Below are 24,416 nucleotides of genomic sequence, written 5' to 3'. Positions count from 1 at the left end.
AAGTGCTTTTTCCTTTCTCATCGCGTTTGTCTTATAGCGCGCAACGCTTCCCTCAGTAAAAAGACAAACAATTCTCTCGTTCAAGGCGATTAAAATTTATGAAGTATTTGGTATATGCCAGCCTGATTATAAGCGGTGCGAGTGTTGCACAAGAAGCTCCTAAAAATGCAATCAGTGCAATTAATGCAAATAAAACGCTATTAACCGATATTACAGATACAGGTAATGGTTTAATTGCAGTTGGTAAGCATGGCACAGTAATAAACAGTCAATCAGGTGATAAGTGGCAACAAGCTGAACTTGTACCTACTCAAGTGCTATTGACCGCTGTTGATTTTAGCAACGAAAAAAATGGTTGGGCGTGTGGGCACGACGCGACAATTATTAATACGACTGATGGCGGTAACAACTGGCAACTACAACAAGCTAAACCCGAATTAGACAAACCTTGCCTCGATATTTTATTTGAAGATAATTTAAATGGCTTTGCAGTCGGTGCATACGGCATGTTTTATTATACTAGTGATGGTGGAAAACACTGGCAAAAGCGCTTTTTAGACTCGCTATTATACAGTGAAGACAGAGACTATTTAAACGATTTAAAAGAAACTGATCCAGAAGGTTATGAAGCTGAAACAGCCTCTATTTTGCCGCATTTTAACCGTATAGAAAAAACAGATAATGGTTTAATGCTCGTTGGTGAAATGGGTTTAATGGCTAAAAGCACCGACAATGGGCAATCTTGGGTGCGACTTGAAGAAATATACCCAGGTTCATTTTTCGCTCTAGCTTCTGATAGTAAGCAAGAAATTGTAGCAGGGCTGCGCGGTAATGTTTTTGTTAAGAAAAATAATGAAGAGCAATGGCAGCATCTCGAAAATATTAAAACAGCCACCATCAACAGCATTATTAATTACAATAATAAACAATGGCTAATGCTTGCTAATAGCGGTGTTATTTTTCATCTGCAAGATGGGTTGTTAACGCATGAACAACTTCCCGATGGCAAAGCCATTCTTGATGGCGCAATTTTAAATAATAAACTAATTATGGCGACTGAAGACGGCATTAAAGTGAAGGAGTTAACCCCTTAATGCATAAGTTACTCGATTTTATTGAAAAGGCGATTTTTAGACATCGCTTAATTATGCTTATAAGTTTTGCACTTATAACCTGTTTGCTTGTATTTAAGGCGACTCAAATTCAACTTGATGCGTCATTTAATAAAAACATACCGTTAAATCACGATTATATGAAAGTGTATACCAAACACGAAAAACAGTTTGGCGGCGCGAATAGTATTTTAATTTCGGTATGTGACGACAGCGGTAATATTTTCAATCCTGAGTTTTTTACTCAATTAAAAGCAGTGCATGATCAGCTTTATTTTATACCTGGTGTGAACCGTCCATTAGTAAACTCAATATTTTCTCCAAGTGCTCGTTTTGTTGAAGTAGTAGAAGATGGTTTTGCTGGCGGCCCAATTATTCCTGCAAACTTTAAGGCCGATGCGCGTGGTTTAGGTGTTGTAAAAGAGAACATTGAAAAAGCTAAAGTAGTAGGGCGCATGATTGCAAGTGACTACTCTTGTGCAATGGTGACTGCTCAACTGCTCGAAACTGATCCTCAAACCCAACAAAAACTAGACACCTTAGCATTTGCACAAAAACTTGAAACCGACCTAAGAGAGCCGTTAAGTACAGACGAAGTAAGTATTCATATAATTGGTTTTGCCAAAATGGCGGGTGATATTGCTGAGGGGGCAAAAGGGGTTGTACTGTTTTTTGCGATTGCAATTGCATTTACCTTCATTATGGTTTGGCTATTTTGCGGTAGCTTAAAGCTGACTGTTCTACCTATAGCGTGTTCAATTATTGCCGTAGTGTGGCAGTTGGGTCTGCTTTCAAGTTTAGGGTTTGGACTAGATCCAATGTCTATTTTGGTTCCGTTTTTAGTCTTTGCTATTGGTGTGAGCCATGGCGTGCAAATGATAAACGCGATTGGTAAAAAAGTAGGTGAAGGAAAAACTACGCGTGTATGCTGTCAATCAAGTTTTAGAGCTTTGTTAGTACCTGGAGGTATAGCCCTGCTTTCAGATACAGTCGGCTTTTTAACCTTACTTACGATTGATATTGGTATCATTCGCGAGCTTGCGATAACAGCAAGCTTAGGTGTTGCTGTGATTATTTTTACTAATTTAATCTTGTTACCAGTGTGGGCCTCATATATGAACTTTGAAAACAGTGTTCATATTCAATCAGGCGATGCTGAAAAACCAAATATGCTCGATAAAATCAGAGACATTTTAGTAAAAGCAACCGATCCTAAAATCGCTAAAATGATTATTGGCTTTACGCTTATATTGTTTGCCTTAGGTTATTGGCAAGCAGATAAAATGCGTATAGGCGACTTACACGCAGGCGCACCGTCATTGCATCAAGATGCTCGCTATAACCAAGATACTTTTTTAATCTCTGATAAATACACTATCTCATCAGACATTTTGAAAGTGATTGTAGAGGCATACCCAGCTGCCTGTACCGAACATAATGTTATGGAGCGTATTAGCCGTTTTCAATATAAAGTTGAAAATGTAGCTGGTGTGCAATCTGCTGTGAGTCTGAGCTCAGTCGCGCAATCTGTTAACGCAGGTTATAACGAAGGGAATTTAAAATGGCAAAGCCTGCCGCGTAATTCTGCAAGCTTAGTGCAATCAACAGCGCGAGTAGAAACCAGCACAGGGCTTTTAAATGGTGATTGCTCGGTTATGCCTGTGATTATATTTTTAGATGATCATAAAGCGCAAACAATCGATACGGTCATTCAAAGCGTTAAGCAATTTGCACAAGAAGAGGGAACAGACAAATTAGCCTTTAGATTAGCATCAGGCCCCGTAGGTGTTATGGCTGCAACCAATGAGTCAGTATCTGAGGCGCAGATCCCTATGATGCTTTATGTGTATGGTGCTGTAATCATTTTATGCTTACTAAGCTTTAAAAGTATAAAAGCAACAATAGCAGTGGTTTTACCGCTTTACATCGTATCTACACTTGCACAAGCGCTGATGGTGCAATTAGAAATTGGTTTAACCGTATCTACTTTGCCAGTTATCGCGTTAGGTGTTGGTATTGGTGTTGATTACGGCATTTATATACTGTCATCAATGATGGGTCAGCTTAAGCAAAATGTACCGCTTAGTGTTGCTTATCGTAATGCGCTTGTAGAGCGAGGAAGTGCGGTATTGTTTACAGGTATTACACTTGCCATAGGCGTGAGTACTTGGATTTTCTCAGATCTTAAATTCCAAGTTGATATGGGTATACTGCTAACCTTCATGTTTTTAGTAAATATGCTAGGTGCAGTGCTGTTATTACCTGCAATTGGCAGCCTGCTCTGGACTGACCAGAAAAAATAAAGTGAATAATTTTGCTCCTAAATGGCCTGTATAGGCCATTTATATCTATAATTTGTGAATAGATGACCAAATAGCTGAAATGCTTAAAATGTTTTCATCGAAAAGGCTGTTTATTAGCTGCAAAAGGGTTAGAATTTAACTGACTCCACACTAATAATACGCTGTGCAAATATTCTGCTTATAGCAGTAATAGATTAAGGAACATACAATGACACGAAATGAAGGCCAAGCCTCGGTTATCCTAGATAATGTCTGTAAGCTTATCCAGAAAAAAGTTCACGCTGATAATGTGTTACTCGTTGAAAAATTCGCCAAAGCCTTGTACAGCAACATGTCTAAAGAGGATTTGGCAAACCGCAACGATAGTGACCTATATGGTGCAGCACTAAGCCTTTGGAATTCGCTAGAAAAAAACACCACTGATGACGCTGTTATTCGCGTTTTTAATCCTGAAGTAGCAAAAGATGGCTGGCAGTCGTCACACACTATCGTAGAAATCATCACGAAAGACATGCCATTTTTAGTTGACTCAGTGCGTATGGCCATGACGCGCGAAAATATCGCCTCTCACTTATTACTTCACTGTCCGTTAAAAATTCAGCGCGATAGCGACGCAAAAATTTCTGGCTTATCTAATTTAAAAGCTGAGCAAGAATCAACATCGACCAAAACAGTTTTCTTTATTGAAATTGACCGTCAAACCGATACATCGGTGATTGAGTCTTTCAAAAAAGAACTTGAGTCTGTATTAGTTGATGTATCTATTGCTGTTGATGATTGGCAGCCTATTCGTAAAAAATTAGTGTCGGTAATTAAAGAGTTACCAAAGCGCCACCATAAAAAAAGCGAACATGAAATATCAGAAACAACAGAGTTTTTAGATTGGTTAGCTAAAGATAACTTTACACTAATGGGCTACCGCGAATATGAATTGTGCCCAGTGCAAGGTGATTACCAGTTAAAGGGTAAAATGGACACGAGCCTTGGTTTGATGAAAAACTCAACCGAGGAGCACAGTCGTTTACTGTCAGAATTACCAGAAGTCGCTCGCCAAGAAGCACGCAGCAGCAATTTACTTATTTTAACAAAAACTAATTCTATTTCTCGTGTGCATCGCCCAGCTTATATTGATTATGTAGGTATAAAACGTTTTGACGATGAAGGTAATGTTATAGGGGAAGATCGCTTTATTGGTTTGTTCTCTTCAAGTTTTTATAATAATAGTGCTACAGATGTACCTGTATTAAAAAGTAAAATTAACCGCATTATGGAAATGTGTGACTTTGCTAAAGGGACACATGCGTACAAAGCAGTATTAAATATTTTAGAAACATACCCACGTGATGAGTTAGTTCAAGCTCGCGAAAATGAGCTTTTAGAAGTAGCTATGGGTGTTTTACAAGTACAAGAGCGTGACATGTGTCGCTTATTTGTACGTAAAGATGCATATGGTCGCTTCTTATCTTGTATGGTTTACGTTCCGCGTGAGCGTTATAACACGGCGCTGCGCCGTGAAACCCAAGACATATTAGCTAATGCATTTAATTCTGACAATAAAGTCGAATTTACTACCTATTTCTCTGAGTCAACACTTGCGCGTACTCATTACACCGTTCGTGTGACCGACAACAATATCGAATATAACGTGAAAGACATCGAAAATAATTTAGTAGAAGCTGCGCGTACGTGGGAAGACAAACTACAATCTGCACTTTTAGAATCAGCAGGTGAAGCACGCGGTAACGATTTAAACCGTAAATACTGCAATGCGTTTGCACGCTCATACAAAGACGAAGTATTGCCAAGTGCAGCTGTTGTAGATATCGAAAAGTTAGAATTACTTAGCGACGAGAACAAGCTAGAAATGCTGTTTTACCGTCCGCAAGAAGAAGCAAACAGCAATATTGTGCGTTTAAGCTTATTTCATAAAGATGAGCCAATTCATTTATCTGATGTTATGCCAATGCTTGAAAACTTTGGCTTACGCGTTGTTGGCGAAACGCCATATTCAGTTAAAACAAGCGATGGGCGTATTAATTGGATCATGGATTTCTCGATGCTAATTGATAGCAAAGGGATGGCTGACTTTGATAAAATTTCAGCACGTTTTCGTGCTGCGTTAACTAACGTTTGGGGCAACCGCTTAGAGAATGACGGCTTTAACCGTTTAGTGTTAATGGGCGGCTTAACAGGGCGTGAAGCCTCTATTTTACGTGCTTACGCTAAGTACATGCGCCAAATCGGTGTTACTTTCTCGCAAAGCTACATTGAGAGCACGTTTGCAAATTATCCAAATATTGCAGCGCAAATTGTAAATTTATTTGCTAAAAAGTTCTCAGTTAAAAGTCCTGCAAGTGCTAAAACTCTCGAAAAGTTAAGCACTCAAATATACCTAGAGCTTGAAAACGTAGCAAACCTTGATGATGACCGTATTATACGTTTATACGTAGATATGATTGTTGCTACGTTACGTACTAACTATTTCCAAAAAGATGATACAGGGCAGTTTAAATCGTATGTATCGTTTAAAATACAGCCAAGCCTAATTCCAGATGTACCACTTCCGCTTCCTGCATTTGAGATTTTTGTATATTCTCCGCGCGTTGAAGGTGTGCATTTACGCTATGGTAAAGTTGCCCGTGGTGGACTTCGTTGGTCAGACCGTCGTGAAGATTTCCGTACTGAAGTACTAGGCTTAGTTAAAGCGCAACAAGTTAAAAATACAGTAATTGTTCCTGTAGGCTCTAAAGGTGGTTTTGTTTGTAAACAGCTACCCAGTGAGCGCGAAGCGTTTATTAAAGAAGGCCAAGAGTGTTATAAAATATTCATTCGTGGGCTTTTAGATATAACAGATAACATTGAACGCGGTGAAATTATGCCAGCAAGAGATGTTGTTCGCCACGATGAAGACGATGCTTACTTAGTAGTTGCAGCCGATAAAGGAACCGCGACGTTCTCTGATATCGCAAACGGTATAGCAAATGAATATAACTTCTGGCTAGGTGATGCATTTGCATCAGGCGGCTCTGTTGGTTACGACCATAAGAAAATGGGTATTACTGCCAAAGGTGCGTGGGAGTCTGTTAAACGTCATTTCCGTGAAATGGATATTGACTGTCAAACTACCGATTTTACTGTCGTGGCAATTGGTGACATGGCGGGTGATGTATTTGGTAATGGTATGTTGTTATCTAAGCATATTCGTTTACAAGTAGCATTTAACCACATGCATATCTTTGTAGATCCAAATCCTGATGCAGCTACCTCTTACCCAGAACGTGAGCGTTTATTTAATTTACCGCGTTCATCGTGGGAAGATTACAATAAAGAATTAATTTCTGCTGGTGGTGGTGTTTTCTCTCGTGCAGCTAAATCAATTACGCTTAGCCCAGAAATGAAAAAAATGTTGGGCACTAAAAAAGCGAGCATGACGCCAAATGAACTGATGAAAGCCTCATTAATGATGAACTTTGATTTATTATGGAATGGCGGTATCGGAACATACATTAAACACTCTAATGAAACCGATGCAGATGTTGGGGATCGTGCAAACGATGCACTACGTATCAACGGTAAAGAGTTGGGTGCTAAGATAATTGGTGAAGGTGGTAACTTAGGCGCAACGCAGTTAGGTCGTATAGAGTTTGCAGCTAAAGGCGGACGTGTAAATACAGACTTTATTGATAACGTTGGCGGTGTAGCGTGTTCAGATAACGAAGTAAACATCAAGATTTTATTAAATGGTTTAGTAGCCGAAGGTGATTTAACGCGTAAACAGCGTGATGAGCTATTGTACTCAATGACTGATGAAGTGTCTGAATTAGTACTTAAAGATTGTTACCGTCAAACACATACAATTTCTATCACACAGTCTAAAGGGGCTTCAACCCTTAAAGAAAAGATTCGCTTTATTCATGCACTTGAAAAAGAAGGCAAATTAAACCGTGCAATAGAGTTTATTCCTTCAGATGAAGAATTAGCAGAACGTGCAGCAGCGGGTAAAGATTTAACTCGTCCTGAGCTTTCTGTACTTGTATCTTACGCAAAAATGGTATTAAAAGAGTCATTAGTAACAGAAGAGATTACTGAAAACCCTTATTACCGCCAATTACTGGTTAAATCGTTCCCACGTCCATTACGTGAGAAGTTTAATGATGCGATGAATAATCACCCATTACGTAAAGAAATTATAGCGACTAAACTTGCTAATAATATCGTTAATGACATGGGCTTAAACTTCATGGTACGTATGCATGAAGAAACAGGTGCAAACGAAGCTGAAATAGCACTGTGTTATTCAATTGCCAGTGAAATATTTGAAATGCGTGATACCTGGTCTTCTATCAGTGCGCTTGATAATAAAATTCCTGCATCAGTTCAAACTGAGATGCTTTACCAACTTCGTCGTACGGTACGTCGTGCAACGCGTTGGTTCTTACGCCATCGTAATAAAGCGCTGACTATTGAACAATCAATCGAATTCTTTGCACCAATATTTAAAGACTTAAGTGAGAACTTAAACTCTTACATGGTTGAAAAAGAGAATGAGCGTATAGTTGTTGAGTCAGATAAGCTAGTTCAAAGCGGTGTACCTAAAGAGATTGCTAAACGCATTGTGTCTTTATCTAGTTTATTTTCTGTGATGGATTTAGCAGAAATAGCAAATAGCTCGAGTAAAAATATTTCTATGGTATCAAACACCTACTTTAAACTAGGTGCGCGTATGGGCTTACATTGGTTCTTAGATCAAATAACGCATCAGCCTGTTGCCAACCATTGGCAAGCGCTTGCCCGTTCTTCGTACCGTGAAGAACTAGATTGGCAGCAACGTACATTGTCTGAAGTTGTATTAAATAGCTTTGAAGGCGATGACAACGATGTTGATAAACAAATTGATCAATGGATGGATAGCCAAGATTTATTACTTCAGCGCTGGAAGCAAATGCTTGCTGAGTTTAAAACATCACAAAGCCACGACTTTGCTAAGTTCTCAGTAGCGCTTCGTGAATTGATGTTGTTAAGCCATAACTGTGATACATCGGGCAAATAATCTAACATTTAACGGTTATTTATTTAGTAAATAATCAGTTAATTTTGAAAATTGCTATATAATACCTCGGCCTTGTCCGAGGTATTTTTTTGTCTGCAATTTAAAGAGGATTATATTAATGTTTTATGATTTAGCTCGCCGTTTTATGTTTACCCGTGATGCGGAGTGGGCACATGAGTTTGCACTTAATAATCTTCGTCGTTTTGCTAATACACCACTTAATGCGGCTTGGTCTCAAAGCATCGCAGATAAACCAGTAAACTTTTTAGGGCTAGAGTTTAAAAATCCTGTTGGGCTTGCGGCTGGGCTTGATAAAAATGCTGAATGTATTGATGCTTTTAGCCAAATGGGATTTGGTTTTGTAGAAGTAGGTACGGTTACACCCCGTCCACAAGCGGGTAACGATAAACCACGTATATTTAGACTTCCTCAGTCAAATGCGATTATTAACCGTATGGGTTTTAATAATAAAGGCGTGGATAATTTAGTTAGTAATGTAAAAGCCGCGAACTATACAGGTATTTTAGGCATCAATATTGGTAAAAATAAAGATACGCCTAACGAACAAGGTAAGGATGATTATATTCATTGTATGCGTAAGGTGTTTGAACATGCTTCGTATATTACCGTCAATATTTCATCACCAAATACTCCAGGACTTCGTGACTTACAATATGGCGCAGCACTAGATGACTTATTGCAAAGTTTAAAAAATGAGCAGTTAGATTTAATTGCAAAGCACAATAAACAAGTACCAATGCTTGTAAAGATAGCGCCAGATCTTGATGAGATCCAAATAGCACAAGTAAGCGAATCATTATTAAGTAATAAAATTGATGGTGTAATTGCAACAAATACCACACTAGAACGCAGTGCCGTAATGGGTCAACAATACGCTGATGAAGCGGGTGGCTTATCTGGATTACCTGTAAGAGAGCGCTCTACGCATGTAGTTAGCGAATTAAAGCGCCTAACCAAAGGTAACTTACCAATAATTGGGGTAGGGGGTATTGATGACGCCCAATCAGCAAAAGAAAAGTTAAATGCCGGTGCAAATTTGGTTCAGGTTTATACTGGGTTCATCTACAAAGGTCCACAATTGGTCAAGTCGATCGTTAACGGCTTATAAGGATCAGTTATCTAAGCTTTTGATCGTTCAATAAATGTTCTAAGCAGGCATTTATAAAATGGTCAAAAGCGGTTATACTTTAAGCTTATTGCATTATTTATCTACTACGTTATCCAAGGAGGAGCACATGTTACAAGCATCAAAGCAATGGCAGTGGATTGCTTGTCCTAAACAAAATCGTTTACTACTCGATTTAGACGATAATATGCAATTACGCACACCTTATAAATTAAGACAACTTACCGACTGCGTATTTAGTAATCCTCGCTTTAGCCTTGAAGATGCTGCATTTTATGAACAAGTCTATAATTACTTGGATGGTTTTAATTTATATAAACCAGCTCAAATATGCCAGATAGCGTTAAATGCTACAGCTGTAAAATTTCATTTAAAACCTGTACTTGCTAAAAGTTGGTTTTTTCAAGAATATATCGGAAATGAGCCAAGCGTTGAGGCAATAATTAAGCTTGCATCTAAAGTACAAATTGGTGAGTTTTTAATTGTAGAGCATTGCCCTGATGCTTCTATTTGCATTAATTTAAGCGAAAACTTTAAACTTGATGATAATTTATCTCTTGAGCAGTTTGAAGTGATCCGTGTACTAAACAATCGCGTTCACCCACTTTTAAACCAGCAATATCATAGCCAAACAGCATAACCAAATTTAACGTTTATACGTGTGTTTATGGCGCGTTTGTTCCCCAACCTATGTTATAATCCTGCGCAATTAGCTATTAAGGGTTATTACTTTGCAATTTATCGCACTTACTTCTATCGGAATCGAAAATTTATTGGTTGATGAACTAACAGAGCTTGGCGCAATTGTGTCTAAGCAAACTGTGGGTTCTGTTCGTTTTGAGGCTGACTCATTACTGGCGCAAAAGGTGTGTTTATCAAGCCGTTTTGCTACGCGTGTGCTTATGCTTATCGAAGAAAAAGAAGGCGTTAATGACAAAGATAGCCTATACAAATTTGCTCGCTTGCAACCTTGGCAAGAGTGGTTTGGTCCTACCCAAACGTTCGCTGTAGATTTCAATGGTACAAATGACTCACTGAAAAACACGCAGTTTTCAGGATTAGTGATTAAAGACGCCATTGTAGATTATTTCAATGATTTATATGAACAACGCCCAAATGTAGATAAACAAGATGCAAACGTGCGCGTTGTTGCGCGTCTTAATCGTCATGGCGTTTCAATGTACATTGACTATTCTGGCCCGCGTTTATCTGAACGTGGTTACCGTCAAGGTCAAGGTAAAGCGCCAATTAAAGAACACTTAGCAGCTGCACTTATTAAACGAAGTGGCTGGCTTGATAACGTGAATCAACCTTTATTTGACCCATGTTGTGGTGCCGGCACTATTTTAATAGAAGCTGCGGGTATGGCACGCAATGAAGCCCCGGGTTTATTTAGAGAAGGGTTTGCTTTTGAGCGTTTGCCAAGCTTTAGAGCGGCTAAATTTAAACAACTTCGTGAAGAGTTATTAGCGCAAATCACCGATCCTAAATTATGGTTAATTGGTCACGATTACGACGCCCAAGTACTTGATAAAGCTATAGCAAACGCAGAGCGAGCTGAGCTTGATACGGTTATTAAATTTAAACAAAGTGATGCGACAAAATTAACTCCCGTTGCTAAGTTACCAGGGGTCGTTATTTCAAACTTACCTTATGGCGAACGGATTGGCTCTATGGCTGAGCTTGTAAATTTACACCGTAATATGGGTGTTGGTTTTAAAAAGCACTTTAACCATTGGAAACTTGCTTTACTGGGCATGGATGAGAGCTTATTTAAACTGCTAAAACTAGTCAGGCTTAAACGTTACAAGTTTAAAAATGGACCCCTTGATGTTGAGCTTAATCTATACCAATTGGATGATAAGCAAGTTAGTTTAACGACTGAAGATAAGCCAGCGCTTAACTTTGAAGGCTCTATGTCGTTTGCTAATCGTTTGAAAAAGAATAAGCAAGGGTTAAAAAACTGGCTCAAACAAAACGAGGTGCAAGCGTACCGTGTTTATGACGCTGATATTCCTGAATACAACGTAGCAGTAGATGTATATGGCGATTCGGCTGTTATTTTTGAATATGCAGCACCCAAAGAAATTGATGAAAAAACATCAGATAAACGTCTTCAAGATGTGATTAGTTTAACTGCACAACAGTTAAATATCGCACCAGAAAACATTGCTGTAAAAGTGCGTAAAAAGCAAAAGGGTGAAGAGCAATATACACCTATGGCAAAGCAAAATCGTACTATGGTAGTTGAAGAATTTGGCGCAAAATTCAAAGTTAACCTGTTTGATTATTTAGATACAGGCTTGTTTTTAGATCATCGTTTAGTACGCCGTTATATTCAAGAAAATGCCAAAGATAAACGCTTTTTAAATTTATTTGCGTATACAGGTAGTGCATCTGTGCATGCAGCTCTTGGCGGCGCAAAAGCGATTACTACTGTTGATTTATCTAAAACCTACCTAAAGTGGGGCCAAGATAACTTTGATCTAAATAATATAAGCAATACACGTTATCGTTTTGAACAAGCCGATTGCTTAAAATGGCTTGAGCATGCAACAGCACAGTACGATTTAATATTTTTAGATCCGCCTACATTCTCTAATTCTAAACGTATGAAAGATGCGTTCGATGTGCAAAGCGACCATATTAAGCTACTAACTTGGGTTAAAAAGATTTTAAGCCCTTCAGGTACTTTAATATTTTCAAATAACAAGCGTGGTTTTGTTATGGACGAAGTAGGCTTAATTGGTTTAGGTTTAAAAGCAGTTAATATTTCTGAAAAAACATTATCGCCAGATTTTAAGCGTAACAAAAAAATTCACAATAGCTGGTTAATTACGCATGGCTAAATGGGTTTTGTATCATACAGATGGATGCCACTTGTGTGAGCAAGCTGAGCAACTAGTTACTGATTTGCTTGATACCTCAAGCTCATTAGAATTGGTTGATATAATTACTGATGAGCAGCTTATTAATAAGTATCAAACACGTATTCCTGTATTAAAAAGTGAACAAGGCCTGCAACTATATTGGCCTTTTAGTGCACACAGTGCACGTGAATTTATGACGCAAGCAGATTAAGAGCAAATAAGAACTATGGATTTAATTAGAATTTTAAAAGCACAACTTGCCTTTGGCACTCATGCGTTACTTAATAATGCGGATGCTGTCATTGAAAGTGGCGAGCGAGTGTGTATTGTTGGCCGTAATGGTGCTGGTAAATCAACACTTTTAAAAATACTCGATGGCCAAGTTATTCTTGATGATGGTGAAATTAACCAATTAGGTGGATTAAAAATATCTCGTCTAGAGCAAGATCCACCAAAAGGCGCCAGTGGTACAGTATTTGACTACGTAGCCCAAGGTATGCCTGAAATTGCTAATTTACTCATTGATTTTCATCATGTTAGCACGCAATTACAAACTGAATGTACAGATAAATTACTCAATAAACTTGAACGTTTATCAAATCAGTTAGAGGCGGCTGATGGATGGCGTTTTGACAGCCGTATTCAATTAGTATTAACGCAATTAGAATTAACACCGCAAGCAAAACTTGAATCGCTATCTGGTGGGTGGTTGCGTAAAGTTGCACTTGCTCGCGCACTTGTGAGTGAGCCTGATTTATTATTACTTGACGAGCCAACGAACCATTTAGATATGGCAAGTGTTATGTGGCTTGAGCAATTTTTAAAAGAGTTTAAAGGCGGTATTGTATTTATATCGCATGACCGTGCGTTTATTCGTGCTGTTGCTACTCGTATTTTGGACTTAGATCGCGGGAAGCTCATATCGTACCCTGGTGATTACGCTACGTACCTTGAACAAAAAGCTCATGATTTAAAAGTAGAAGAAAGTCAAAATGCGCTGTTTGATAAGCGACTTGCCGAAGAAGAAGCTTGGATCCGTCAAGGTGTTAAAGCAAGAAGAACACGTAACGAAGGGCGAGTACGTGAACTTAAGCAACTGAGGAACGAGCGTAAACAACGTGTAGATCAAGTTGGTAAAACAGACTTTAATATTGAAACAGCTGATCGCTCAGGTAAGTTAGTTTTTGAAGCCAAGCATTTGAATCATGCATTTAAAGACAAAATAATTGCAGATGATTTTTCTACGTTGGTTATGCGTGGCGATCGTATTGGTTTAGTTGGCCCTAATGGTATAGGCAAAACAACACTCTTAAAGCTTTTGTTTGGTGATCTAGAAGCCGACAGTGGTGTAATTAAGCAAGGCGTTAATCTAGAGTTTGCTTATTTTGACCAATACAGACAAAAATTAGATGAAGAAGCAACAGTTCAAGATAACGTTGCAGAGGGTAAGCAAGAAGTAATGATGGGCGGGCGTTCTCGTCATGTACTTGGATATTTACAAGATTTCTTATTTCCGCCGGCTCGTGCTCGTACCCCAGTTAAAGCACTCTCTGGTGGTGAAAAGAACAGATTGCTCCTTGCAAAGCTTTTCCTAAAACCATCTAACATTTTGGTACTCGATGAGCCAACCAATGACTTAGATATTGAAACACTAGAGTTATTAGAAGATATTATTAATCAGTATCAAGGTACTGTATTAATAGTTAGCCATGACCGTGAGTTTATTGATAATACGTGTTCAAGTGTTTGGGCATTTGAAGGTAACGGTAAAGTAACTGATATTGTTGGTGGTTATAGTGATTACGAAGCGTATGTAAAATATTTAGCTGAACAAGAAAAAACAGCACAACAGCAGCCGGTAAAAAAAGCTGAAAAGACAGCACCCGCGCCTGTAGCTAAAGCAGAAAATAAAAACAATAAACTCTCTTACAAATTAAAACTTGAATTAGAGCAACTACCAAATAAAATGGAACAACTTGAAGCTGAAGTAGAAGCTCAGCAAACAATTGTGAGTGATCCTGACTTTTTTAAACAAGACAGTGACGTTACCACTAAAGCATTGAACCATTTAGCACAACTTGAGTCTGACCTTGAGGCTGCCTTTGAGCGCTGGGAAGAACTTGAAGAATTAAAGAATCAGTAGTAAGGATTAAAATGAAATATAAATTACTCGCTGCAAGTATTTTAGCGACATTGAGCACAACCGCAACAAGTGCTACCTACCAGTTAAGTGAATTAGGGACTCTTGAGGACGCTAAATATTCTTACGTATCAGATGTAAGCGAAAGCGGGCATATTATTGGATTCGCAAACGGTTTATATAATTTACCAATAGATATTAGTTACATTGATTTTGGTGAAAATGAAGTTGAAAGTGCATACGACTCTGAAGAAGCTGCATTTGAACTAAGTGATAAAGAAATTACATTTACACTTAATGATATTGAATTTAATGACGCTGTAAATACAAACCCTGATGCTCATAGCTTTATGGTTAGCTTTTTATCAAGCTCTACTTTTGGCATAACCTCTAATTATGAGTACCAAAAATTAAGCTCTTTAGTGGGGGTTGTATTTACTGATGAGCAAGTCGTTGAGCAGCCATTATTTGATATAGCCTCTGTTGATTACGATGGCCTGACGCGTTCAACAACAAATATTTTTAACGCAGTTAGTGAAGACGGTGTAATGGTAGGCTGGGGAAGCGCGCCTTACGACAAAGTAGCGTTTACACCTGACGACGAAGACGAAGAAGAAACATGGTTTACGCATGAATTTATTGAGCGTGGAGTTGTAATTGGTGCCAACGGAGTAAAAGTGCCGTTAGAGCCAGAGTTTAATGAATATGGTGGCACAAGTCGCGCTAACGATATTGTCAAAACAAACAGTGGCTACACTGTAGTAGGTAATGTCTCTGTAGATATTCCGCTTGAAAGAGAAGAGGATATTGAGGATAACTGTGATAATGAAGATGAACCTACATCGGTGTGCATTAACTTATTAAACTCTAATATTACCAGAGGTTTATTTAATAAACGTGCAGTAAAATGGGAACTTGATGAGTCATTAAATATTACATCAGTTGAAGAGCTAGGCTTAGCACTTGCCCCTGATGAAGATGAAACAGAAGACGACGCGTTTACAAGTACCGCTTTAGCGATTAATTCAAATGGTACAATTGTTGGCTCTTCAAATACACGTTATTACAAAAACGATGATTCTATTATCACTATGCCTGTGTATTTTAAAGACGGCGGCGTAACCGACTTTATAGATCAAGAAGATGATTGGATCTCAGGTAGTGCAATAGCAATTAACGATAACGACGTTATTACTGGTAACGCAGTTAAATTTATTGAAAATACTAGAAGAAGTAAGTTCTTTTACCATGACATTAATACGGGTAATACTGTATTCCCAACAGATTACTTTAATAGCTCAAGCTCTTACGGTAATGATATAAATAATCAAGGTTATATTGTTGGTGAAGGTGAAGTTGGTGTTTCTGATAATACACGCCGTAAAGAAGCGTTTATTTATAAAATTGGTGAAGATAAAATCACTAACTTAAACGATTTACTGCCATGTTATGACACTGATGGTGAAACCGATTACGGTTATACAATGGTAGAAGCTACATCGATTAATGAGAATAATGAAATATTTGGCACAGCGACTAAAACAGTAGAAAAGCGTGATACTTTAGGTGGTGTTGTTACAGACATCAACGGTGAAATCGAATACGAAAGTGTTGCTGTAGCAGTAAAACTTACACCTATCGAAAATGGTGAAGTGGAAGATTGTGCAGCGCCAGAAGCTGAAGAGTACGAGCGTAGTTCTGCAAGCTTTCCTTGGTATACACTACTGCTACTACCGTTAGTTGGTTTACGCCGTGTATTTCGTTTTTAAAAATTAAATACATAAGCCACAAAAAAACCAACTTAATAAAGTTGGTTTTTTTTCGTCTATAATAAATGCTATCTAATTACTGCGGGCTAACCATGCTTTTTTAACAGAACGGCGCCAAATTATATCTATACTTACATACGCGATGATTGAAGCAACAGATGCACATACTAAGGAGCCTAAAAGAAATGCGGGACCAATAGTTTCAATACTTTGTATGAACCACTCCCAGCTAGCTTCAAACACAAAGTGTTGCTCTGGTTGATTTAATATTAAAGTGCCCACTAAATATGAACCATAAAAAATAGGCGGCATAGTTAAAGGGTTGGTTAGCCACACTAGAGCCACGGATATAGGCAGATTTACTCTAAATAAAATAGCGCCTGCGGCAGCTAATACCATTTGAAAAGGAACAGGGATGAAGGCAAAAAACAATCCAACAGCAAACGCACCTCGCGCAGAGCGCCTGTTCAAATGCCAAAGATTTGCATCTTGCAAAAGGCGTCCAAATATTTTTAGAGTTTTATGATGTCTAATTTTATTTGGATCGGGTAAAAATCTTTGGATCGTTTTTTTAGCCATTTAAAGCAACCATTTACTTCTGTGTGGATATGTCTTGGGTTTGTAATTGGTTGTATCGCAACCGTGTTTTATTACCAAACTCTCGAATTTACAATACTCACAATTTTCATTGTAATTGTAAGTGCTTATTTTAAGCCGTTTTTGAACGTATTGTTAGGCTTTATTTGCGCAATTTGCAGCGTGGTTATCAATTTTTATGTTTTTTACAGTTTTGAAATACCTGAATCGAGTGAAAAGTATGCGCTTAATGCTGATGTTATAATTGAGGAGGTTATTTCAGCAAAAGTACCACAATATATAAAAGTTAAAATTCTCTCCTTGGAGGCAAGTACCTACCCAACCTTTTTAGCGCCAAGTGCTTTATTAAGTGTTAATACAGACAATGTTTTATCTAAAGGGGATGGGTTTTCTGCTTCATTAAATTTAAAGTATTTTAGAAGTAATAAAAATTTTAATGTATTCGATAACGAACAAAATGCTTTTATAAATAAAACCTTTTTTAAAGGGAAGGTATTAAACAAAAGTTTAGAAATAAAGCATTACAACGACGAGAGTTTAATTATAGGTTATCAACAGTTTTTAAAAAATACTTATAAAAACACTAAACTACTTTGGCTTTACTATGCACTTTTAAGTGGCGACAAATCTTTAATGGACTTTACTGATAAGCAATTTATGCAATCGCTTGGATTAAGTCATTTATTAGCTATATCAGGCTTACATATAAGTTTGATTTTTGGTTTTGCTTATATGTTCATGCGCTTTGTATTTATAAAAGTAAATATAATGTTTGAACAAACAAAAAATCTATCTATTTATTACAGTATAGCGGGGTTTTTGGCGGCATTTTTATACGTTTATTTAAGCAACTTTTTAGTATCTGCAACACGTGCGCTAATTATGCTGGCATGTTGCTTGTTATTATATTTTATAGCAATACAACCGCTACGTTGGCGAAGTATTTTATTCGCTTTAGTAATAGTACTACTCGTTAATCCATTTTATTTATTAAATCCAGGACTTTATTTTTCTTTTTTAGCCGTTGCTATTATTTTTATCGTACTAAATAAATTTCCTATCGTTAATACTGGAATAAAAAGTAAACTTTTATCGATGCTTGTTATTCAAGTAGGGTTATTTATTGGCTTATTACCTTTATCACTCTATTTTTTTAATGGGGTAAGCATTGCGGGTTTAGTTATAAACTTAATGGCTATCCCGTTGTTATCCATTGTGATTTTACCCTTGTTAATCGTTTTCACTCTGCTGAGTAGTTTTATTGATATAAGCGTAATCATATTAGCTTTTGACAATATTCTTCATTATATATTTGAATTACTTGCACAAATACCACAAGCGATTAGATGGGTTAGTACAGGGAAAGTAGATATTACTTTTTTGGTTTTTTCTTACGCTACTATGTTGCTGTTATATTTAATGCCCTTTAAGTGGTTGGCTCTATTACCCATTGCTGCAATTACGTTTAATTATTTTGTAAAAAATGAGCCTTTGTGGCAATTACATGTATTTGATGTAGGACACGGGTTAATGGTTTTAATTGAAAAGGATAAACACGCATTCGTTTATGATTTTGGACCTAGCTATTTTAATCGCTATAGTCGTACTAGAAGTATTTTATTGCCATACATAAAAGCTAAAAATTTAATTGTGACGACCTCTATTTTAAGTCATGAAGATAATGATCATGCAGGCGGATTAAAACATTTCATAGCTGCTGGCTATAAAGATACTTTTACACAGTTTCACCCTAATAGTACACACGATGTTTGTATTGAAAAAAGCATAAACTTTAATGCTCTTACTGTTCAAAGCTTTAAAAGTAAAACTTTTGAAAATAAAAATGATGATTCGTGTGTCGTCAAAGTCTTTAGTAGTGACTACAGTGTTTTGCTTACTGGCGATATATCTACATCTCGAGAGGCGTTATTAATTGATGCAAACCATAACTTACAAAGTACGGTTATGTTAAGCCCCCATCATGGGAGTGATACATCATCAAGCAGTGAGTTTATTGATGCAGTTCGCCCTAAAATTGTAATTCATTCGAGTGCTTATAAAGGGCAGTGGGAATTTCCAAAACCAGCTGTTTTGTCTCGTTATAAAAAAGCAGGGGCTAAACAATTAACCACAGGTAAGGTAGGGCAAATAACTGTTAAATTTTATTCAGATAATTTGGTTATAGAAACAGCAAGAGAGCAGGAAAGTTACTGGTTTATCAAAGATTGACGTTTAGTTTTCTCTCACCGAAGGATACAATACAGGTTGTTACTGTATTTAGAGAGTGTTATGGATCAAAGTACTACACAAATATATAAACGGCTTATTTCTTACGTTGGCGCATATAAAACTATCGCTTTCGTCGCAATTATAGGAATGATTGGGTATTCAGCAATGGATGCTTTATTTATTCAATTAATGAAGCCGTTTATAGACCAAGGTTTGAATCAACGTAATACTGAAGTGTTAAAATATGCTCCTTTTGTTGTAATAGCGTTAGTATTAGGGCGTGGTATTTTCAACTTTATGTCTTCTTACTGTTTAAGTTATGTAGGCTCGCAAGTTGTACGCTCTTTACGACAAGAGTTATTTGAGCATATTCTTCACTTGCCAGTGTCTTTTCACGATAAAAATTCAACGGGTGATTTAATTTCAAAAATCACTTTCGATACAGAGCAAGTTCAACAAGCTATTACCAAGGCATTACTCATTGTTGTACGTGAAGGGGCTTTTGTCGTTTTTCTACTGGGTGTAATGTTTTATACCAGTTGGAAACTTTCACTCATATTCTTAGTTATTATTCCACTTGTAGCGGTAATAGTTGCTGTAGTATCTAAACGCTTTCGCCACATATCTAAAAGTATTCAATCGGCTATGGGGAAAGTTACCCGTAGTTCTGAGCAAATGCTTAGCGGCCATAAAGTTATTCATGGCTTTGGTGGGCAAGATCAAGAAATAAACAAATTTTCTAAAATTAATAACCACAACCGCCAACAACGCATCAAAATGGATGCAACAAAAGCATTAAGTGTATCAATTATTCAAATACTAGCAGCTAGTGCCATGGCTGTTATTTTGTGGGTGGTATCAATGCCCTCCATGATTGATACAATAAGCTCTGGTGATTTCATGGTATTAATTGCTTCAATGATGATGCTATTACGCCCACTCAAACAGCTCGCCAATGTGAATAGTGATATGCAGCGTGGTATTTCTGCCGCGCAAAGTATTTTTTTAGTGTTAGATGAAGACATCGAAAAAGATACCGGCACCGTTTCAGTCGATAAAGTTAAAGGCTTAATTGAAGTTAAGAATGTAACTTTCAAGTACCCAACTAAAGATGAAGCCGTTTTAAACGATTTATCACTGACAATTAAAGCGGGTGAAAGTATTGCCTTAGTAGGACGATCAGGTTCTGGTAAATCAACAATTTCGAATTTATTACCACGCTACTATGATCTAGAGCTCCCAAGTGAAATTTTGCTTGATGGTATTGCTCTGCAAGATTACAAATTAACCGACTTGCGCCGACAGTTTGCTTTAGTGTCACAGCAAGTAGTGCTATTTAACGATACTATTGCCAATAATATTTGTTATGGCATACAGCGAAATGTATCAGATAAAGAATTAGAGCAAGTAGTTAAACAAGCCCATGTTTGGGAGTTTGTAAAAGATTTACCAGAGCAACTTAACACTATGGTGGGTGAAAACGGTGTCATGCTCTCTGGTGGTCAACGCCAGCGAATAGCTATTGCTCGCGCTATTTTAAAAGATGCACCCATTTTAATTTTAGATGAAGCGACATCTGCGCTTGATACCGAATCTGAAAAATTAATTCAGCATGCACTTGATACATTAATGAAAGATAAAACGTCTATTGTAATAGCGCACAGGCTTTCTACAATTGAAAATAGTGACCGTATTTATGTTATTGATAATGGCCGTGTTATAGAAAGTGGCGATCATGACAGCTTACTTGCAAATGACGGCACTTATTCAGCTTTGTGTAAAATGCAATTTGGTGAACAGGGGTGAGTAGAATAGAACGAAGTTGGTTTAAACCATTTGGTTTAATTACACTTTTGTTATTACCTTTAAGTGCTCTGTTTTGGCTTATTTCGTCATTTCGTAAACTCTTATATCGCTGTAAATTTTTAAATAGTTTTGAATGTAAAACTCCTATTATAGTTGTCGGAAATATTAGTGTGGGCGGAAATGGTAAAACACCATTTGTTTTATGGCTTTATGAGTATTTAACCAAGCAAGGCTTATCGGTTGGTATTATAAGCAGAGGTTATGGCGGGCAATCTAATAGTTACCCATTGCTAGTAACTGACGATATAACGACACTTCAAGCCGGGGATGAACCGATACTTTTATATCACCGTTTGAAATGTCCGATATCTGTAGGGCCGAGTCGTGAGCAAAATATAGCTTTACTTGAAGAGCGTTTTAAGCTCGACGTCGTCATTTCTGATGATGGAATGCAGCATTACAAAATGCCCCGTGCGATTGAATGCTGCATTGTTGACAGCCAGCGCAGATTTGGCAATGGTTTATTGATGCCAGCAGGGCCGCTTCGAGAAACAGCAAAACGTTTAAATAGCGTAGATATTGTTATTGAAAACGGTGGTAGCGCTAATAATAGCTATCAATTAGAAACAAACACCCTTCGCTTAGTTAATTCAGGTAATGAGATAAAAGATAAAGTAAACCAGGCTCATGCAGTTAGCGCAATTGGTAACCCGCAACGATTTGAAAAATCGCTTGAAACGCAGGGAATACAGCTTTTATCAACCCATCACTTTAGAGATCATTATGCGTATAGTGCTGAAGATTTTGAGCAGTTTGGTGATCAGAGTATCGTCATGACAGAAAAAGATGCGGTAAAGTGCCGCTCTTTCGCGAAAGCTAACTGGTATTATTTACCGGTTGATGCAAAGCCAACCGATGCGGTTATAGACAAATTAAATTTATTATTAAAAGAAAAAGGAATACATAATGGCCTTTGATACAAAGTTACTTGAAATAATTGCTTGCCCAGTATGTAAGGGAAAATTACGTTTTGATAGGGATAATAATGAGTTAATTAGCACGGCAGCTAAACTTGCTTATCCTGTTCAAGACGACATTCCAGTATTACTTGAGAATGAAGCCCGTGAGTTATCTTTAGAAGAGATTGAAAAGTGGAATTCGTAGTTATAATACCTGCTCGCTATGCATCTACACGCTTACCAGGTAAGCCACTTGCTGACATATGCGGTAAGCCTATGGTGCAACACGTTTATGAAAAAGCATGCTTAGCGGGTGCGAGTAAAGTGGTTATAGCAACCGATCATCAAAATGTTTTTGATGAAGTCAGTCGTTTTACCAGTGATGTTATAATGACCCGTGAAGATCATCAATCGGGTACTGAACGATTAGCTGAAGTTGTTGATATATTAAATCTAGATAGCGATACAATAGTAGTTAATGTACAAGGTGATGAGCCATTATTAGCGCCTGAGAATGTATCTCAAGTGGCTTCACTTTTAAATGACTCAACTGCGCCTATGGCTACGCTTAGTGTTGCTATTGAAGAGCAAGATGAAGTGTTTAACCCTAATGCAGTTAAAGTGGTCAGTGATATTAATAAAAATGCATTGTACTTTTCACGAGCGAGCATTCCGTTTGATAGAAGTGCAATGATGATAAAAAATAATGATCTTAATTTAGCACCTTTTCAACGCCATGTAGGCATTTACGCGTATAGGGCTGGTTTTATTAAGCAATATATTGAGCTTAGCATTTCTCCTTTAGAGGTTCTTGAGTCACTTGAGCAGTTACGTGTGTTATATCATGGTTTTAATATAAAAATAGAGCAAGCTCTTGTTGCCCCACATGCAGGAGTTGATACGCCTGAGGATTTAGCAAAAGTTATAGCCTATTTAAAAAGCAATAATGCGTGAATGAATCTTTGCACAAGTCGTTAAATATTGTTTTTACACATAATGACTTTTATATATTCGAAAAGCCAGCAGGGCTGAATTTTCATTCCGAAGATGGCCCAGGCTTTGTCGTTTTAGCTGAGCTGCAAACAAGTGAAAAGTTATTTGCTGTGCATCGCCTTGATAAAGTTACATCCGGCTTAATTATTTTAGCGCGTAATAAAGTTTCTGCGGCTGAGCTTACTGTTATGTTTACAAAGCACGCTATTGATAAATATTATCTTGCGATTAGTGATGCTAAACCTAAAAAAAAGCAAGGCTGGATAAAAGGCGATATGGCCAAATCCCGCCGTGGTATGTTTAAACTTCTTAGCACTAAAGTAAACCCGGCAATTACACGCTTTTATTCTTTGAGCTATAAAGCAGGTTATAGGGCTTATATTTTAAAACCTTATTCAGGTAAAACTCACCAGCTTAGAGTAGCATTAAAAAGCGTAAGCGCTCCTATATTGGGAGATACACTTTATGCAGGCTCAAGCGCACAGCGTACTTATCTTCATGCATATGCATTGAGTTTTGAGTGGAACAATGAGTGTATGCAATTTACTTTATTTCCCAATGAAGGGGACGAGTACAAATTATTAAACAAGCATCAAGATTTTAAAGCGTGGCAATCGCCATGGCAATTGGATTGGTAAATGAGTGAAAAAGTAACTGATATCCGTTTTGGCGGCATTAAACGTTTATATGGTAACCTACAATTTCATTGGTTACAGGAAGCACACTTTTGCGTTATTGGCATAGGTGGGGTAGGTAGTTGGACTGCTGAGGCTTTAGCGCGTACAGGTGTTGGTAAAATTACACTTATTGATTTAGATGATATTTGCGCGACTAATGTTAATAGACAAATTCATGCACTTAGCGGGACTGTAGGTCAAGCTAAAGTAGATGCGATGAAAACGCGCTGCGAACTGATTAATCCTGAGTGCGAAATTAACGTAATTGATGACTTCATCACTCTTGATAATATTCAAGAGCACATTCAGGGGTTTGACTATGTGATCGACTGTATAGACGCTGTGAAAGAAAAAGCAGCTTTAATCGCTCACTGCAAACGCAATAAAATACCAATTATTACTACAGGTGGTGCTGGTGGGCAAACGGATCCCAGCCAGATTACTTTCGGGGACGTAGCAAAAACGACACAAGATCCATTATTAGCTAAAGTTCGTTACATCCTACGCAAACAATATAACTTTAGCAGCAACCCAAAACGTAAGTTTAATATTGATTGCGTTTATTCTACAGAGCAGCTGGTTTATCCCGGTAGTGACGGTAGCGTCTGTCATGCGAAGCAAAATGCGGATGGCAGCATGAATATGGATTGTAACAATGGTTTTGGCTCTGTAACTATGATTACAGGAAGTTTTGGCTTTTTTGTGGCTGCTAAAGCTATCCGAAAATACTTAGACAAAAAACAGCGTTTACAGGCTTAATTTTA

The 24,416-nt window shown here is 37.6% G+C and carries 17 protein-coding genes; 16 read left to right on the top strand and 1 reads right to left on the bottom strand.

The window, feature by feature from the left end:
• The first annotated feature begins 98 nt into the window (after positions 1-98).
• From J8L71_RS04685 to J8L71_RS04645, 9 genes are all read left to right on the top strand, one after another.
• A complete protein-coding gene (locus tag J8L71_RS04685) occupies positions 99-1,094 on the top strand; it encodes a YCF48-related protein (RefSeq protein ID WP_210999493.1) in 996 nt (331 codons plus the stop codon).
• Positions 1,094-3,415: an MMPL family transporter gene (locus tag J8L71_RS04680; RefSeq protein ID WP_210999492.1), complete on the top strand. Its 2,322-nt coding sequence runs from the start codon at positions 1,094-1,096 to the stop codon at positions 3,413-3,415. Before J8L71_RS04685 ends, J8L71_RS04680 begins: the two co-directional genes overlap by 1 nt.
• Positions 3,416-3,623: 208 nt before the next feature.
• Entirely contained in the window at positions 3,624-8,465 is a 4,842-nt protein-coding gene (locus J8L71_RS04675; protein WP_210999491.1) for an NAD-glutamate dehydrogenase, read from the top strand.
• Positions 8,466-8,583: 118 nt separating this feature from the next.
• Entirely contained in the window at positions 8,584-9,594 is a 1,011-nt protein-coding gene (pyrD, locus tag J8L71_RS04670; RefSeq protein ID WP_210999490.1) for a quinone-dependent dihydroorotate dehydrogenase, read from the top strand.
• A gap of 127 nt (positions 9,595-9,721) precedes the next feature.
• Positions 9,722-10,252, top strand: a complete 531-nt coding sequence (locus J8L71_RS04665; protein WP_210999489.1) for a cell division protein ZapC domain-containing protein — start codon at positions 9,722-9,724, stop codon at positions 10,250-10,252.
• Between the two features lie 91 nt (positions 10,253-10,343).
• Entirely contained in the window at positions 10,344-12,461 is a 2,118-nt protein-coding gene (gene rlmKL, locus J8L71_RS04660; protein ID WP_210999488.1) for a bifunctional 23S rRNA (guanine(2069)-N(7))-methyltransferase RlmK/23S rRNA (guanine(2445)-N(2))-methyltransferase RlmL, read from the top strand.
• Positions 12,454-12,693: a glutaredoxin family protein gene (locus tag J8L71_RS04655; RefSeq protein ID WP_210999487.1), complete on the top strand. Its 240-nt coding sequence runs from the start codon at positions 12,454-12,456 to the stop codon at positions 12,691-12,693. The genes rlmKL and J8L71_RS04655 overlap by 8 nt, the downstream gene beginning before the upstream one ends.
• Before the next feature lie 15 nt (positions 12,694-12,708).
• A complete protein-coding gene (locus J8L71_RS04650; RefSeq protein WP_210999486.1) occupies positions 12,709-14,625 on the top strand; it encodes an ABC transporter ATP-binding protein in 1,917 nt (638 codons plus the stop codon).
• 11 nt (positions 14,626-14,636) lie between these two features.
• Positions 14,637-16,391 (top strand): DUF3466 family protein, encoded by a 1,755-nt coding sequence (locus J8L71_RS04645; RefSeq protein WP_210999485.1) that lies wholly within the window; start codon positions 14,637-14,639, stop codon positions 16,389-16,391.
• 72 nt (positions 16,392-16,463) lie between these two features.
• On the opposite strand, the gene J8L71_RS04640 is transcribed toward J8L71_RS04645, so the two are convergent.
• Positions 16,464-16,970 (bottom strand): DUF2062 domain-containing protein, encoded by a 507-nt coding sequence (locus tag J8L71_RS04640; protein WP_210999484.1) that lies wholly within the window; start codon positions 16,968-16,970, stop codon positions 16,464-16,466.
• On the opposite strand from J8L71_RS04640, the gene J8L71_RS04635 reads away from it, so the two are divergent.
• The 7 genes from J8L71_RS04635 to tcdA are packed head-to-tail and all read left to right on the top strand — an operon-like array spanning position 16,950 to position 24,411.
• Positions 16,950-19,217: a DNA internalization-related competence protein ComEC/Rec2 gene (locus tag J8L71_RS04635; RefSeq protein WP_210999483.1), complete on the top strand. Its 2,268-nt coding sequence runs from the start codon at positions 16,950-16,952 to the stop codon at positions 19,215-19,217. The genes J8L71_RS04640 and J8L71_RS04635 overlap by 21 nt on opposite strands.
• A gap of 60 nt (positions 19,218-19,277) precedes the next feature.
• Complete coding sequence (gene msbA, locus J8L71_RS04630; RefSeq protein ID WP_210999482.1) at positions 19,278-21,023, top strand: lipid A export permease/ATP-binding protein MsbA; 1,746 nt, start codon at positions 19,278-19,280, stop codon at positions 21,021-21,023.
• Positions 21,020-22,000, top strand: coding sequence for a tetraacyldisaccharide 4'-kinase (lpxK, locus tag J8L71_RS04625; RefSeq protein ID WP_210999481.1), 981 nt, complete (start codon positions 21,020-21,022; stop codon positions 21,998-22,000). The genes msbA and lpxK overlap by 4 nt, the downstream gene beginning before the upstream one ends.
• Complete coding sequence (locus J8L71_RS04620; RefSeq protein ID WP_210999480.1) at positions 21,990-22,187, top strand: Trm112 family protein; 198 nt, start codon at positions 21,990-21,992, stop codon at positions 22,185-22,187. Before lpxK ends, J8L71_RS04620 begins: the two co-directional genes overlap by 11 nt.
• Complete coding sequence (kdsB, locus tag J8L71_RS04615; protein ID WP_210999479.1) at positions 22,175-22,936, top strand: 3-deoxy-manno-octulosonate cytidylyltransferase; 762 nt, start codon at positions 22,175-22,177, stop codon at positions 22,934-22,936. The genes J8L71_RS04620 and kdsB overlap by 13 nt, the downstream gene beginning before the upstream one ends.
• Positions 22,933-23,613, top strand: coding sequence for a TIGR01621 family pseudouridine synthase (locus J8L71_RS04610; RefSeq protein WP_210999478.1), 681 nt, complete (start codon positions 22,933-22,935; stop codon positions 23,611-23,613). The genes kdsB and J8L71_RS04610 overlap by 4 nt, the downstream gene beginning before the upstream one ends.
• On the top strand, positions 23,614-24,411 hold the full coding sequence (tcdA, locus tag J8L71_RS04605; RefSeq protein ID WP_210999477.1) for a tRNA cyclic N6-threonylcarbamoyladenosine(37) synthase TcdA: 798 nt from the start codon (positions 23,614-23,616) through the stop codon (positions 24,409-24,411).
• Positions 24,412-24,416: the final 5 nt, after the last annotated feature.

Origin of the sequence: Pseudoalteromonas sp. MMG007 (genome assembly GCF_018100985.1) — a bacterium.
Classification (GTDB): domain Bacteria; phylum Pseudomonadota; class Gammaproteobacteria; order Enterobacterales; family Alteromonadaceae; genus Pseudoalteromonas.
The sequence above is the reverse complement of the archived record's forward strand: the minus strand, read 5'-3'. Positions and strand labels throughout refer to the sequence as shown.

Excerpts from the sequence above, each read along its gene's own strand:
- J8L71_RS04685 (WP_210999493.1), top strand. The coding sequence starts at position 99 with ATGAAGTATTTGGTATATGCCAGCCTGATTATAAGCGGTGCGAGTGTT.
- J8L71_RS04680 (WP_210999492.1), top strand. The coding sequence starts at position 1,094 with ATGCATAAGTTACTCGATTTTATTGAAAAGGCGATTTTTAGACATCGC.
- J8L71_RS04675 (WP_210999491.1), top strand. The coding sequence starts at position 3,624 with ATGACACGAAATGAAGGCCAAGCCTCGGTTATCCTAGATAATGTCTGT.
- pyrD (WP_210999490.1), top strand. The coding sequence starts at position 8,584 with ATGTTTTATGATTTAGCTCGCCGTTTTATGTTTACCCGTGATGCGGAG.
- J8L71_RS04665 (WP_210999489.1), top strand. The coding sequence starts at position 9,722 with ATGTTACAAGCATCAAAGCAATGGCAGTGGATTGCTTGTCCTAAACAA.
- J8L71_RS04655 (WP_210999487.1), top strand. The coding sequence starts at position 12,454 with ATGGCTAAATGGGTTTTGTATCATACAGATGGATGCCACTTGTGTGAG.
- J8L71_RS04650 (WP_210999486.1), top strand. The coding sequence starts at position 12,709 with ATGGATTTAATTAGAATTTTAAAAGCACAACTTGCCTTTGGCACTCAT.
- J8L71_RS04645 (WP_210999485.1), top strand. The coding sequence starts at position 14,637 with ATGAAATATAAATTACTCGCTGCAAGTATTTTAGCGACATTGAGCACA.
- J8L71_RS04640 (WP_210999484.1), bottom strand. The coding sequence starts at position 16,970 with ATGGCTAAAAAAACGATCCAAAGATTTTTACCCGATCCAAATAAAATT.
- msbA (WP_210999482.1), top strand. The coding sequence starts at position 19,278 with ATGGATCAAAGTACTACACAAATATATAAACGGCTTATTTCTTACGTT.
- J8L71_RS04620 (WP_210999480.1), top strand. The coding sequence starts at position 21,990 with ATGGCCTTTGATACAAAGTTACTTGAAATAATTGCTTGCCCAGTATGT.
- tcdA (WP_210999477.1), top strand. The coding sequence starts at position 23,614 with ATGAGTGAAAAAGTAACTGATATCCGTTTTGGCGGCATTAAACGTTTA.